Annotated in this window: 16 protein-coding genes; 11 read left to right on the top strand and 5 right to left on the bottom strand. The window is 68.8% G+C overall.

Features of this window, described 5'->3' with window-relative positions; translation table 11 throughout:
* Positions 1-166: 166 nt before the first annotated feature.
* Together MYK68_RS15485 and MYK68_RS15480 are read right to left on the bottom strand one after the other, a co-directional pair.
* Entirely contained in the window at positions 167-1,357 is a 1,191-nt protein-coding gene (locus MYK68_RS15485; protein ID WP_502798306.1) for an IS110 family RNA-guided transposase, read from the bottom strand.
* A 375-nt stretch (positions 1,358-1,732) separates the two neighbouring features.
* Positions 1,733-2,122: a FadR/GntR family transcriptional regulator gene (locus MYK68_RS15480; RefSeq protein WP_247864626.1), complete on the bottom strand. Its 390-nt coding sequence runs from the start codon at positions 2,120-2,122 to the stop codon at positions 1,733-1,735.
* A 90-nt stretch (positions 2,123-2,212) separates the two neighbouring features.
* On the opposite strand from MYK68_RS15480, the gene MYK68_RS15475 reads away from it, so the two are divergent.
* On the top strand, positions 2,213-2,647 hold the full coding sequence (locus tag MYK68_RS15475; RefSeq protein ID WP_247864624.1) for an alpha-isopropylmalate synthase regulatory domain-containing protein: 435 nt from the start codon (positions 2,213-2,215) through the stop codon (positions 2,645-2,647).
* Between the two features lie 89 nt (positions 2,648-2,736).
* Here the strand turns inward: MYK68_RS15475 and MYK68_RS15470 are convergent, their stop codons facing one another.
* Positions 2,737-3,795, bottom strand: a complete 1,059-nt coding sequence (locus MYK68_RS15470; RefSeq protein WP_247864622.1) for an NAD-dependent epimerase/dehydratase family protein — start codon at positions 3,793-3,795, stop codon at positions 2,737-2,739.
* Positions 3,796-3,870: 75 nt separating this feature from the next.
* On the opposite strand from MYK68_RS15470, the gene MYK68_RS15465 reads away from it, so the two are divergent.
* Positions 3,871-4,650 carry a nuclear transport factor 2 family protein gene (locus MYK68_RS15465; RefSeq protein ID WP_247864620.1) on the top strand — a complete coding sequence of 260 codons (780 nt, stop codon included), beginning with the start codon at positions 3,871-3,873 and terminating at the stop codon, positions 4,648-4,650.
* 45 nt (positions 4,651-4,695) lie between these two features.
* Here MYK68_RS15465 and MYK68_RS15460 read toward each other — a convergent pair whose 3' ends face one another.
* Positions 4,696-5,043, bottom strand: coding sequence for a VOC family protein (locus MYK68_RS15460; RefSeq protein ID WP_247864619.1), 348 nt, complete (start codon positions 5,041-5,043; stop codon positions 4,696-4,698).
* Between the two features lie 85 nt (positions 5,044-5,128).
* Positions 5,129-5,569, bottom strand: coding sequence for an alternative ribosome rescue aminoacyl-tRNA hydrolase ArfB (arfB, locus tag MYK68_RS15455; protein ID WP_247864618.1), 441 nt, complete (start codon positions 5,567-5,569; stop codon positions 5,129-5,131).
* Between the two features lie 269 nt (positions 5,570-5,838).
* Between arfB and MYK68_RS15450 the strand changes: the two genes are divergently transcribed.
* The 9 genes from MYK68_RS15450 to MYK68_RS15410 all read left to right on the top strand — a co-directional run bounded on the left by MYK68_RS15450 (position 5,839) and on the right by MYK68_RS15410 (position 12,645).
* A complete protein-coding gene (locus MYK68_RS15450; RefSeq protein WP_247864617.1) occupies positions 5,839-6,207 on the top strand; it encodes a zinc ribbon domain-containing protein YjdM in 369 nt (122 codons plus the stop codon).
* 43 nt (positions 6,208-6,250) lie between these two features.
* Positions 6,251-6,979: a GNAT family N-acetyltransferase gene (locus tag MYK68_RS15445; protein WP_247864616.1), complete on the top strand. Its 729-nt coding sequence runs from the start codon at positions 6,251-6,253 to the stop codon at positions 6,977-6,979.
* A 21-nt stretch (positions 6,980-7,000) separates the two neighbouring features.
* Entirely contained in the window at positions 7,001-7,528 is a 528-nt protein-coding gene (locus tag MYK68_RS15440) for a DUF6998 domain-containing protein (RefSeq protein WP_247864614.1), read from the top strand.
* Between the two features lie 226 nt (positions 7,529-7,754).
* Positions 7,755-9,965, top strand: coding sequence for a glycosyltransferase family 39 protein (locus tag MYK68_RS15435; protein ID WP_247864613.1), 2,211 nt, complete (start codon positions 7,755-7,757; stop codon positions 9,963-9,965).
* Positions 9,966-10,286: 321 nt separating this feature from the next.
* A complete protein-coding gene (locus MYK68_RS15430) occupies positions 10,287-10,517 on the top strand; it encodes a hypothetical protein (protein WP_247864611.1) in 231 nt (76 codons plus the stop codon).
* Positions 10,510-10,854: a type II toxin-antitoxin system PemK/MazF family toxin gene (locus tag MYK68_RS15425; protein WP_247864609.1), complete on the top strand. Its 345-nt coding sequence runs from the start codon at positions 10,510-10,512 to the stop codon at positions 10,852-10,854. The genes MYK68_RS15430 and MYK68_RS15425 overlap by 8 nt, the downstream gene beginning before the upstream one ends.
* Positions 10,855-11,184: 330 nt before the next feature.
* Entirely contained in the window at positions 11,185-11,715 is a 531-nt protein-coding gene (locus MYK68_RS15420) for an RsbRD N-terminal domain-containing protein (RefSeq protein WP_247864608.1), read from the top strand.
* A gap of 35 nt (positions 11,716-11,750) precedes the next feature.
* On the top strand, positions 11,751-12,146 hold the full coding sequence (locus tag MYK68_RS15415; protein ID WP_349306138.1) for an IS5 family transposase: 396 nt from the start codon (positions 11,751-11,753) through the stop codon (positions 12,144-12,146).
* The gene (locus MYK68_RS15410) at positions 12,031-12,645 is read left to right on the top strand and encodes an IS5 family transposase (protein ID WP_349306179.1); all 615 of its coding nucleotides are present in this window, start codon (positions 12,031-12,033) and stop codon (positions 12,643-12,645) included. The genes MYK68_RS15415 and MYK68_RS15410 overlap by 116 nt, the downstream gene beginning before the upstream one ends.
* Positions 12,646-12,660 lie beyond the last annotated feature (15 nt).

Raw genomic sequence — 12,660 nt, 5'->3', positions numbered from 1 at the left:
ACCAGTCGATATGCCACGTGTCCGGCCGCGGCAGAGATCCGGCAGGACCGGCGAGAGTTCGCAGCGTGCGGCGACGAGGGCGGTGGCTCCGCGCAACCTGGCCATCGAAAGTGACAACCACCAGGCAATGGCCTGCCGCTATCGGGGGGTGTCCCTATGACACTTGTCAAGCCGCGGCGGGTACGGGTGCTCGGTAGGGTTCGCGGTTCTTGATCATGGCGTAGAGGACGTCGCAGCGGCGGCGGGCGAGGCAGATGAGTGCGGCGTTGTGTTTCTTGCCTTCGGCGCGTTTGCGGTCGTAGTAGGTGCGGCTGGTCGGGTCGTGCAGGGCGGCGAACGCGGAGAGGAACAGGGCTCGTTTCAGCTTGCGGTTCCCGGCGCGTGCGGGGTGCTCGCCCTTGATGGAGGTACCCGAGATTCGGGAGATGGGGGCGATCGCTGCGTAGGCGGCGAGGTGCCCGGCGGAGGGGAAGGCGCTGGCGTCGCCGACTTCGAGGAGGATGCGGGCGCCGGTCCTGACGCCGATGCCTGGCATCGAGGTCAGGACCGCGGCAAGAGGGTGCGCGGCGAACATCTCCTCGATCGTGGTTTCGAGTGAATGGCGTTGCCGCAGAGTCACTTTCAATGATTCGGCGAGTTTGGGCAGCACTGCTTCGGCGGCGGTGGTTCCGGGGACGACGACCGTTTGTTCGTCGAGGGCGGCGAAGATCTCGTCGGTCAGACGGGTTCCGATCCGGGGTGCGTGCTTCTTTGCCACGGTGCTCACGCGGCGTCGGCCGGCGGTGCGAATCCCGACTGGTCCACCGAATCGGGAGAGGATTTCCAGGACTGCGGGGTGGGTGATGTTCTCGCCCAGCACGCGTTCGAGGGCCGGGTGAAGGCCGGTGAGCAGGCCGCGGATGCGGTTGCTGGTGCGGGTCGCTTCAGCGGCCAGGTCGTCGTCGTAGCCGACGATCACGTCGAGCTCGGCCAACGTGTCATCACCCAGGTCGACCCGGCGCAAGGTGTGCGGCATCGTGCGTGCGACGTCAGCGATGACGAAGGCGTCGCGGGCATCGGTTTTGGCTTGGCCGGGGTAGAGGTCGGCGGCGCGGCGCATCGTCAGGCCGGGAAGGTAGGCGACGGTGTGCCCGCAGGCCCGGGCGACGGTGACCGGCAGGGCCCCGATGGTGTTGGGCTGATCGACGATCACGAGCAGTTCACCGCGTTTGGCCAATGCCGCGAAGACGGCTCTGAGTCGGGCTTCGTCGTTGGGGAGGACCTTGTCGTAGATGCGTGCGCCTTGCGGGTCGAGCCCGATGGCGTAGTGCCCGGATCTTCCCACGTCAATGCCGCAATAGACGGCGTACTCGGTCATGTCGATCGACCTCGATTCGGTGTTGAATCGGGCGGTCGCCGATCTGACGTCAATGTTCGGCACCCACGTTACGAAGAGACCTTGCTCGAAGAGTGGTCCTGTCCCTATCAGCGATTCATCGACGTCCACCACGTCCGGCGACATCACCCCCCCGATCATGCGTGAGACAGGGGCGCTCAGTCATACCGGACCTGGCGACCGCAGCTCCTCGGTGAAGAGCTACCTAGAAGGTAACGGGCGCGGTCAGATCGACATGATTCCGGCCGGCGTGCCTCGCAACACTGACGGGGACTTCCGCCACAACGGCATGTGGGGCGAGGACCCCAGCGGCCGGCCGGGTCTCGACGGAGCCGTACGACCGTGGACCGGATCGGGTCAGGCTGTCGCGCAAGGCGGGCAGAAGTGCTCGGCTGTATCGGGCCGCCTTGGCCTCGTCGTGATCGGCGATCGCACCCGCGCGGTCTGCGTGCGCAGCCTGGTCGTTGTCGCTCCCCGAACTCCTTGTGGATGCGCAGCATCTCGATCATCGCCTCGCGTAGCCGGGGCGTGAAACTGTCGAGCAACTCCAGGAGGATCAGGGTTGTGAGCGGCGGCGACGATTGACCGGTGGAAGGCGGTGTCGGTATCGACGTGACGCTCAGCCTCGCTGCGGTGGTCTGCCCGGATGGCGAGGGCGCGCCGGATCGCGCGAAGGTCGGCAGGGGTCCGGTGCGATGCGGCGAGTGAGGCGGCTTCGGACTCGATGGCGATCCGGGCCTCTAGCACCGAGATGATGTTGGTCCGGCGCAGTACGACGTCCCAGTCCTCCGGGGCATCGAGCGCGGCGACGAAGACGTCCGCGCCATGGTCGGCGGGATGCCTGCCTCATTCCATCACCTATCTGCTTATCTGAGGAGTTGTGCTAGAGTCGCCCCTGCGCGACCGCACGATCAACGCGTCGCGCTGATCGGGTGCGAGACGTCGGACTCGGCAGAGCGCGCCCGCGTCGATGTCGTCCTCAGTGTCGACGGGCGCAAGCACGTCAGCACGCACACCGGAGTCGGGCCGGTCGAGGCCCTGATCAGTTCGCTGGCGGCACAGGGCATCGTGGTCGACGTTCTCGGCCTGCATCAGGCCGGCGTCGGTACGAGCCGCGACAGCGAAGCGCTGAGCCTCATCGAGCATCGCGCGGGCGGCGACGTCGTGTGGACCGCAGGCCGCGGCCGATCTGTGCTCGCGGCGACCTTGTCTGCCGTCATGGCGGCGGCCGCCCGCGTGCCCGAAAGTCCTGAACTCGCTTCGACGCGGTAGACCTCGCCCGGGCCGCCAGGTAGATGCTCGCCGCCGATGCGTTCCCGGCAGCGATTTGGCGTCCCGCCCCGGGGGCCCGGGGCATTCGGCTATAGGGCGCTGAGGGGAGTGGCCCGAATCTCGGTGTCCAGGTGCAGCGCGGCGGGCATCGACCACGGCGACCGGCGGCGAGCAAGGTGTCCCGCGCTGACGAAGTGTGACGCGAGATCGCGGACGGTGTCTGCCGTCGGCCGCGGACGGTATCCCAGCTCGGCGGCGGCCTTCGAGCAGTCGACTCGCGGCGACGCGGTGACCGTGGCCAGCGAGGCTCGGGTGAGCAGATCGGAACCGAACGCCGCGGAGATGGGTTCGATCACCGGCATGAGCGCCGCGAGTCCGGACAACGGCAGGGCGACGATCGGACCCCGGCGTCCGCATAGCCGTGCGGTGTCCCGCGCGATGTCGGCCAGCTGGTGGTAGTGCCCGCCGAGCAGGTAATTCTCGCCGGTACGGCCGCTCGCGGCCGCGGCGACCAGCCCGCCGGCGACGTCGCGGACGTCCACGAAGTCGAAGCCGCCGCGAACGAAGGCGGGTAGGCGTCCGCGCGCAGCGTCGCGCAGGATGCCGTTGACGCGCGACATGGGGACGGAGTCGACAGGGCCGAAGACCGCTGTGGGATTGCAGATCACGGCATCGAGACCGCGGTCGATCACCGCCCGCAGCTCCTGCTCGCCGGCGTACTTGGAGCGGTCATAGACCGGTAGATCCGGCGAGTCCGAACGGCGAGAGCTCTCATCGAGGTGATCGCAACGGGTGTGCTGGTCGAAGGAGTGAATCGAACTGCAATGCACCATCCGGGTCACGCCGGCATCGAGTGCCGCCTGCGCGACGACCCGCACGCCTTCGGTGTTGATCTGCCATGCGCGTTCGTTCCGGTGGGCGAGTGTGATGACGGCGACCAGATGGTAGACCACATCGACTCCGGCCAGTGCCGCGCGCATCGCGTCGGGGTCCAGGACGTCGGCGACGACGCCCCGCACCCCCGACGCGCTCTCGAAACCAGACGGAACCACTCTGTCGATGGCCACGACCTCGTGCCCGTCGAGCCGGAGCAGGTCGACCAAGTTGGTTCCCACGAACCCGTTGGCGCCCGTTACTGCGACTTTCATACCGTTCTCTTTCCGTGCTCGATGATCCGCCTGTAGAATTAGAACACGTTCTACTTTAGTGAAGGGTAGCCGAGTATGCCGACGAAGCAGGAGTTACTCGCTGCGGTCGACGAGTCGCCCGCGGCGGTCGCCGATCACGACAAGGCTCGCTGGCTGTCGCTGTTCGCGCCGACGGCGATCGTGAACGATCCGGTCGGCTCGGTGCCGCATCGGGGCGCCGCACAGTTGGCGCGCTTCTACGACACGTTCATCGCCCCGAATGCTGTCCGCTTCCGCGTAGACCACGATGTCGTGTGCGGTGACGAGGTGCTCCGCGACGTGACGCTCGAGATCCAGATGAGTGACCGGGTCACTCTCCTGGTACCCGCGCACCTGCGCTATGTGATGACCGGAGATGCGCAGATCGACGGTCTGTACGCGCACTGGGAGCTGCCGGCGATGGTCGGTCAGCTCGCCGGCAAGGGGCTTGCGGCGGCCGCCGTGTCGGGCCGGCTCACGCTCGGGCTGCTGAGCAATCAGCGGCTCGGCGGAACACTGGGGTTCACCCGGGGATTCGCCGGTGTCGGGCGCCGAGGCAAGCGACGAGCCGTCGAGTTGCTCGCCGCGCTCGGTACAGGCGACTACACGAACGCCGAGCAGGAATTCGCCGCCTCCCCGGTGCTCCGTTTCGGTAGGCAGACGCTGCGCTCGCCGGCCGACCTCGGCGCGCGCCTCGCCGGCTGGCGGACCGGCAAGACCATCGCGGCGGGCCGTTTCGTTTCGGTGAGCCTGACCGACGGACAGGCGCACGGGGTGGCGATGCTGGAGTTTTCGGGGCGAAGCGTGATGTCGATGACGGTGTTCGTGGACTGCTGAGCGCGCTGTGGCCGGGGTACGTCGCGGGCATCGTGGTGGTCCTCGTCAGGACGTATGGGTGCCGACGTTGATCACGTTGCCCGACGAATCGCGGTAGAAGAACCGGGTGACTCCCCAGTTCTCGGCCGTCAGTGGGTGCACGATCTCGAGGCCGGCGGAGACCGCCTCATCGTAGGCGGCCGTGACGTCGTCGACGAAGACCGAGACGTCCGGGTTCACCGGAGCGCTCGCGTCCTCGGTGATCAGGCTCAGTTGACGGCCGTCGGGCTGGGCCAGAGTCACGATCCAGCCGTGGTCCATGACCGTCTGCAGGCCCAGGACCGATGAGTGTTCGCGCACGGCGCGGGGAAGGTCGGTGACGGTCAGGTTCGGCACGATGCGTTCGACGATCATCGGGTCAGTCTTCGTCGTGGGTCGCCCGGCGGGCAAGCGTTCGACGACATACCGCGGGTGTCGACCGTGCGCCCCGGCGCGGCAACTAGTCCGCTACCGGACGCTGCCGGTTCACCTTGATGGCGCCTCGCCGGGTCTTGGCGTCGAGCCGCCGGCGCTGGGATCGTCTCGTCGGCCGTGTGGGGCGTCGCGGAGTCGCCGGAACGACGGAGTCGCGCAGGAGGTCGGCGAGACGGTCCCGTGCCGCGACACGGTTGCGCCGCTGCGCGCGCTCCTCCGACGCGGCGATCGTGAGGATGCTGCCGTCGAGCCGGGCCGCGAGGTGACGTAGTGCCCGGGCGCGCTGTGCGTCGTCCAGCGCCGTCGTCGTCGCCAGATCGAGACTGAGCTGGACTCGGGAATCCGTCGTGTTGACGCCCTGCCCGCCGGGTCCTGACGAACGGGAGAACTGTTCGATCAGCTCCGACGCGGGCACCCGGAGGCCGCGCGGCGCCCCGGGGCCCGGTGCGATGAGCAGATCATCCATGCCGTCCATTCTCGCCGGATCGGCCCGATCCGGCGAACGATATTTCCATGGAGAGGCCAAATCGCCTGGGGGACGGTCACGGGCCGGCTCACTCGCGAGCCGGGAGGCTCGCGATCGGGATCACTTCGGTACCCCGCGGCTGCACCCGGCCGTGCGCCGCCATCCCGGTGGTACGACACCCGGGTCCACGACACGAGGCCGCATCGTCGGCGTGACCCGTCTGTTGCCCGGACGCGGTGATGGCGAGACCGTCGAATATCGTATGACGCATGGGTGAGCAGCTACCGCCGTGCCCGCAATGCGCGGAGGCCTACACGTATGAGCAGGGGGCACTGCTCGTGTGCCCGATGTGCGGCCACGAGTGGACGCCTGCCGACGACACGGCGTCGGAGGATCGGCAGGAGAGCGGCGGGATCACCGATGCGGTGGGCAATCGGCTCGCAGACGGCGACACCGTGTCCATCACCAAGACCGTCAAGATCAAGGGTGGCGGTGGCGGCGTGATCAAGGCGGGGACCAAGGTGCGCGGCATCCGTCTCATCTCCGACGGTGTCGGTGACCATGACATCGACGCCAACGTGCCCGGCTTCGGCCGGATGCAGCTCAAATCGAGCGTCGTGAAGAAGGTCGCGCCGTAGCGATCGGCCGGCCGCCGATCACGACAACCGGAAGGTGTTGCCCATGTCCCCGGTCGTACTCGGCGGACGGCTGATCTGCGTGAACGACGAGCAGATCGCAGCCGTCGAACGACTGCTGCCCGAGCACCGCGCGCTGACGCGTGCCGAACCGGGATGCCTGTCGTTCGAGGTCGCGCCGACGCCCGAAGCCGGTGTCTGGCGGGTGGACGAGCGGTTCGCCGGTGTGGCCGCATTCGAGGCGCACCAGCGCCGGGCCGCGGGCAGCGCCTGGGGCCGGGGCACCGCGGGAATCGGGCGCGACTACTCGGTCCGGGCACCGCTGACCACCGCGGACGCGGGTGAGGTCCTCACCGTGCAACGCGCGGCCTACGTGAGCGAAGCGATCCTGCACGACGACCTCGCTCTCCCGCCGCTCACTCAGACGCTCGACGAGCTGATCGGCGAATTGCGGGACCCCGCCGTCATCGGCCTCGGAATCCGGGAGAACGGGCGCCTGGTCGCCGCGGTCCGGCTGCGTATGCGGGACGCCGTGGCCGAACTCGGACGTTTGACCGTCGCCCCCGACCGGCAGGGCCGGGGGCTGGGCAGCACTCTCCTCGCGGCGGTCGACGACGTTCTGCCGCCCGGTGTCGAGCGGGTCGAACTCTTCACCGGCGAGCACAGTCTCGCGAATCTCCGGCTCTACCGCCGGATGGGCTACGCCGACGTCCGGCGCGTGAACACCGGCGCGTACGACCTGGTCTTCCTGGCGCGTACGCGACGTTCGGGCTGATGTCGCCGGATACGGTGGGGCGTGACCACTCACCCGCCGGGCGGCGAGCTGCCCGGTCTCGCTCAGTTCGGCGTCCGCGATCTCCTGCGGCTGGAGGCGGCGATCAATGCTGAGTTTCGCGCGCGAGAACTCGTGCGTACCAACAACAAACCGCTGGGTGACATCGCCGAATGCATCGTCCGGCAGGCGCGCGGCGGGTTCCTCGAACCCAACTCGACCAAATCGCATGACGTCACCACCGACGACGGCCGGCGGATCCAGGTGAAGGCGATGGGCCGCCGTGCACTCGGCCGCTCGGCTGTTTTCAGCCCGTTCCGGAGCTTCGATTTCGACACCGCCGTATTCCTGGTCTTCGCACAGGACACTTTCGAGATCGCCGAAGCCTGGGAAGCGACCGCGGCGCAGATCGAGGCGGTCGCGCGGTTCAGCCGGCACGTCAACGGTCACCTGCCTTCGCTGGCGCGGATCGCGGCGGTGGGGCGCGACGTCACGGTGGAGATGTCGGCGGCCTACGCGGCACTGGACCGACGCACGCGCCTCCCCGGCTGACGCCGGGCGCCGCCGACCCGGGTCGCGTGTAGAACAACGGCACCCTGCGCGTTCACGTGGTCACATCCGGTACGTGCGCCGCGAGAGTGCCGTCGTTCTGCGCGTGTCTCGAATGGCCACACCCGCGCGCGAGATCCCGGCGGCCGCACCGCCGCGCAGCGAGTTCACAGCAAACACGGAGGCTCCTGGCGCGGAACTGCCAGGCCCGTCGAACAGGATGACGACCATGACTACAACCCTGTCGACGGACGACACGCCCGCCTGGCGGGCCCGGGTGCTGCGCTCCCGGCTCCACATCGAACCTCGCCACTGGGCGCTCGCGGCCCTGCTCGCCGCGACGGCCCTGCTCTACCTGTGGAATCTCTCGCGCAATGACTGGGGCAACGACTTCTACGCCGCTGCCGCGCAGGCGGGCGGCGAGAACTGGAAGGCGTGGCTCTTCGGTTCGCTCGACCCGCATAACGTGATCACCGTTGACAAGCCGCCGGCCGCGCTGTGGGTCACCGGCCTCTTCGTCCGGATCTTCGGGCTGAGTTCCTGGTCGATCCTGGTGCCGCAGGCGCTGATGGGCGTGCTCTCGGTGTGGGTGCTGTACGCCACCGTCCGCCGGGTACTGCTCGACGGCGGATCGTCGCGCACGGCGACCGCCGGTGGCCTGCTGGCCGGGGCGATCCTGGCGCTGACGCCCGCTGCCGTGCTGATCTTCCGGTTCAACAATCCCGATGCGCTGCTGGTCCTGCTGATGACCGTCGCCGCCTACTGCACGGTCCGGGCCTGTCAGCAGGCCTCGGCGCGCTGGATTGCCCTCTGCGGCGTCGCGCTGGGCTTCGCCTTCCTCGCCAAGATGCTGCAGGGCCTGATCGTCGTGCCGGGATTCGGCCTGGCCTACCTGCTGTTCGCACAGGCCACCTGGCTCAAACGGATTCGCGGTCTGGCGCTTGCGGTGGTGGCGCTGGTGGTGTCCGCCGGCTGGTATGTGCTGCTCGTCGACCTGTGGCCCACCTCCTCGCGGCCGTACATCGGCGGCTCCGAGGGCAACTCGTTCATGGACCTGGTACTCGGCTACAACGGCTTCGCGCGGATCTTCGGCCACAGCGGCGGTCCCGGCGGACGCGGCTCAGGCGGGATGACGCCGCCCAGCGGCATCGAATTGCCCGAGGGCATGCCCGGCATGGGCCGCGGCGGTCCCGGCGGCGGAGGCGCCGGCGGAGCCTTCGGCGGTGAGCCCGGTCTGGCACGGCTGTTCAGCAACGAATTCGGCAACGAGATCTCCTGGCTGCTGCCGGCCGCGTTGCTCGTATTGCTGGTCGCGCTGGTTCTGCTCGCGGTCAGATTGATCCCCGCCCTGCGGGCCCGCTGGGGCGGACTGCTCGTCGTCGACCGGACGGCGGCCATGGGGCTGACCGTCTTCGGCACCTGGTTGGTGATCAACGGCCTGATCTTCGCGTACATGAGCGGCATCGTGCACCCGTATTACACCGTGGCACTGGCCCCGGCGATCGCCGCGCTGGTCGCGATCGGCGCCGTGATCGGCTGGCGGCACCGTTCGACGTGGGCCGGTACCGGATTCCTCGCGCTGTTGCTGGTGTCAGCGACCGGCTGGGGTGTCGCCCGGGCCTGCGCCACCGGCTTCGCCTGGCCGCTGCTCGGCTGGGTGCTGGGCGTCGTGACGCTCCTCGGTCTCGCCGCGCTGGTCGCGCTGCGCCGCGCGGACGGCGCCCGCGCCGCGACCCTGGCCGGGGCCGTAGTGGTGGCGGGCGGAATCGCGATCGGATCGTTCGGCATCGCCACCGCGAACACCACGCACACCGGCGCAGTGCCGACCGCCGTGCACACCTCGAAGGGCGGCGACGGGATGGGCTTCCCGGGTGGCCGGGGCGGCATGTCGCTGCCCGGTGGACGGCATTCGGGAGACCGGGACCGCGGCGGCTTCGGTGGCCCAGGCATGGGTGGTACCGCCGACGCCGAGGTGATCGCACTGCTCAAGGGGACCGACACCAAGTGGGCGGCGGCGACCACCGGAGCCCAATCGCAAGCCTCCCTGCAGTTGGAGTCGGGCCGGGCGGTGATGGCCATCGGCGGGTTCGGCGGCGGCGATCCGGCGCCCAGCCTCGACCAGTTCAAGCAGTGGGTCGCCCAGGGCAAGATCGGCTACTACATCGTCGGCCGCGGCCCCGGCGGTATGGGCGGTACCGGTACGCGAAACGGTGAAGGCGCGCCGTCCGATACCGCACCGCACGGTGGCGGCTTCCCGGGCGGCGGCTTCCCGAACGGCGACGTGCCGAACGACGACCTACCGGGTGGCGGCTTCCCCGGTGGTGGCGGTGGCTTCCCCGGCATGGGCGGTTCGCGCGCCTCGAGCGAGATCGCGACCTGGGTGAGCGAGAACTTCACCGCGACGACGGTCGGCGGCACCACGGTGTACAAGCTGACCTGACCCGGATCGGCGCCGGGCCGGATTCGCCCCGCGCGGGCGGCCGGTCCGGTGCCGTCGTCCCCGGACCGGCCGGCTCCGCACTCCCATACGAGTGCACGGCGGCCGACTCGGCATCGTCGTGCGCCACCGGCCCGGCACACCTGCCAGATCCAGATTCCCGAGGAGCGGTCCGGCGTTGACCCGCGGGCTGCCAGATGGTGGCGTTGATGCGCGCTCCGGTCTCGGTGAAGTCGGACGTGACAGCGCCACGCGCCGGAGGTATGTCGTCCAGGTATGCCGATTCAGGATGTCTGTCAACCTCTGAGACGATATCCTCGGAGTGTGGGCCTGACGACGATCAAAGTGGACACCGCTCTGCGGGACCGGATCAGCGCCGCCGCCTCCGAGCATGGTCAGACGATCGGGGACTACCTCGACCAGGTCGTCCGCGACGCGCGTCGCCGCGAGCGGTTGCAGGCGATGGCCGCCGCCATGCATGTGCGACCGCCCGGCCCGGACTACTGGGACGAGGTGGCTGAGATCGATGCGCTCACGGTGGCTCCCCGTGACTGACCGGCCGCGCGTGCACACCGGAGACGTCTACTGGGTGCGCCCGGATGCGGTCGTCGGTCGCGAACAATCCGGGCGCCGCCCCTTCGTCGTTGTGGCATCGGACACCTACCTCGAACTCGTCGACACGGTCGCGCTGGGTGTGCCGATCAGCACGGTCGATCGGGGCTGGCCGAATCACGTGCCCGTGGCACTGCCCGGAATGACGGGCTTCGCGATGACCGAGCAGTTGCGCACCGTGTCGCGCGATCGATTCGCCGGGTATCTGGGCCGCCTCGATGCGGAGACCGTCGCCGACCTTCGCGAGTGGCTTGCCGACTACCTCGGTTTCGAGCAGTGAGCGGCGTCGTCCTGACCGGCCGCCTGATCTGAAAGACTGCCGCGCAGTGCGACGTTTTCCCGCGCTCTCTGCCCCGGCCTGTCGAGCTGATGCGAGCCGATCCGGGCTCCCCGCCTCGTCGGCGCCGCGCAAACGACCGATCCGCTCGTGTGGCCGCCCCGCGAGAAATTCGCCACCTCCGCCCGTGCTCGAAGCGCACGGGCGGAGGGCGGGTTCTGGCGCGTGGGGCTGCGCGCGACGCGGGGAACGGCCGCTCGCGCAACGCAGTCTTCCACCACGGTGTGCCGATTGCGGCGAGTGGGTGCGCCGGGCGCTGTTAGCGTTTGACACGTGTCGTCGCCGGAATTGGATGGGCAGATCGCGGAGCTGGGAGCATCGCTCCTGACCCGCGTCGATGAACTCGCGCGGCGGGTGGTGGCCGCCATCGGCGACGAGGTGGAGTTCTACCGGGATGACCCGACGGTGTCCGAGGAGTCGCTGCACCAAACGTCCGTCGACAACCTGACGCTGGTGTTCCGTTCGCTGGAGCACCGCCGGGACTTCGACTTGACGGCGGCAACGCAGACCGGCCGGCTGCGTGCCGAACAAGGCGTTCCCCTGCCCGCGGTGATGGCGGCGTTCCGGGTCGCCGCCCACCAGGTGTGGCAGGGGCTGCGTGAGACGCTCGCCGGCATGCCGACCGCGGGTGCGGAGCTGGCGCTGGCGGCCACCGAGAAGATCTGGTCGGGGCAGGACAGCTATGTCGAGGCCATGGCATCCGCGCATCGCGAGGCGACGATGCGGCGCGTGATCGACGACGAGTACGAGCGGGAGGCGCTGGTCGAGGCGCTTCTGCAAGGCCGCCACCTAGGGCGTGTCTGACAAATGTTCCGGTCCGGCTCTGCGAGCCTGATTTCATGTCGCGGTTTCAGGTGCTTTCAGATGCTCAATGGTCGTTGATCGAGGACATGTTGCCGCGGCCGACCGGGCGACGCGGCCGGCCGTTCTCGGACGCACGAACCATGGTCGAGGCGATCGCCTACCGGTATCGGTGCGGTATCGCCTGGCGTGATCTGCCGGAGGTGTTCGGTCCGTGGCAGACAGTGTGGACCTGGCATCACCGGATGGCCAGGGCAGGCCTCTGGGACAAGGTGCATGCGAAGCTGACGGCGGCCGCCGACGCTGCGGGCCTGGTGGATTGGTCACTGTCGGTGGACTCCACGATCGCCCGCGCACATCAGCACGCCACGAACACCAAACGCCTCACAGGGGGCTGGATCGAATTACAACAATCCGGCTCTCGAGCCGCCTGACCACGCGGTCGGCCGATCCCGCGGTGGGCTCTCGACGAAGATTCACCAGCTCGTCGACGGCAACGGCCTGCCACTGGTCACGCTGCTCACGCCCGGCCAAGCAGGGGACTCGCCGATGTTCCTGCCGCTGATGGCGCAGCTGCGAGTCGGCCGTGAACGCGGGCGTCCACGCACCCGCCCGGACGCGGTCCGCGGCGACAAGGCCTACTCCTCGCGCGCGATTCGAGGCCACCTGCGATCACGCGGGATCAAAGCCGTCATTCCCGAACCCGATGATCAGAAGGGACACCGCAAACGTCGGGGTTCACGCGGCGGCCGGCCTGTTGGCCTCGACGCCGCCGACTACCACAACCGCAACGTCATCGAACGTCGCTACTGCCACATCAAGCAGTGGCGCGGCATCGCCACTCGCTACGACAAGCACGCTGTGAACTACCGAGCAGCGGTCGTCCTCAACGCGGTAATCGCCTGGTCGAGGGAATTATCAGACATGCCCTAGCCGACTACACCCGGT

Origin of the sequence: Gordonia sp. PP30 (genome assembly GCF_023100845.1) — a bacterium.
Taxonomy (GTDB): domain Bacteria; phylum Actinomycetota; class Actinomycetes; order Mycobacteriales; family Mycobacteriaceae; genus Gordonia.
This window is presented reverse-complemented; position numbering and strand designations above follow the sequence as displayed.

Excerpts from the sequence above, each read along its gene's own strand:
- MYK68_RS15445 (WP_247864616.1), top strand. The coding sequence starts at position 6,251 with ATGTCCCCGGTCGTACTCGGCGGACGGCTGATCTGCGTGAACGACGAG.
- MYK68_RS15485 (WP_502798306.1), bottom strand. The coding sequence starts at position 1,357 with ATGACCGAGTACGCCGTCTATTGCGGCATTGACGTGGGAAGATCCGGG.
- MYK68_RS15470 (WP_247864622.1), bottom strand. The coding sequence starts at position 3,795 with ATGAAAGTCGCAGTAACGGGCGCCAACGGGTTCGTGGGAACCAACTTG.
- MYK68_RS15475 (WP_247864624.1), top strand. The coding sequence starts at position 2,213 with ATGCCTGCCTCATTCCATCACCTATCTGCTTATCTGAGGAGTTGTGCT.
- arfB (WP_247864618.1), bottom strand. The coding sequence starts at position 5,569 with ATGGATGATCTGCTCATCGCACCGGGCCCCGGGGCGCCGCGCGGCCTC.
- MYK68_RS15435 (WP_247864613.1), top strand. The coding sequence starts at position 7,755 with ATGACTACAACCCTGTCGACGGACGACACGCCCGCCTGGCGGGCCCGG.
- MYK68_RS15460 (WP_247864619.1), bottom strand. The coding sequence starts at position 5,043 with ATGATCGTCGAACGCATCGTGCCGAACCTGACCGTCACCGACCTTCCC.
- MYK68_RS15450 (WP_247864617.1), top strand. The coding sequence starts at position 5,839 with ATGGGTGAGCAGCTACCGCCGTGCCCGCAATGCGCGGAGGCCTACACG.
- MYK68_RS15415 (WP_349306138.1), top strand. The coding sequence starts at position 11,751 with ATGTCGCGGTTTCAGGTGCTTTCAGATGCTCAATGGTCGTTGATCGAG.
- MYK68_RS15465 (WP_247864620.1), top strand. The coding sequence starts at position 3,871 with ATGCCGACGAAGCAGGAGTTACTCGCTGCGGTCGACGAGTCGCCCGCG.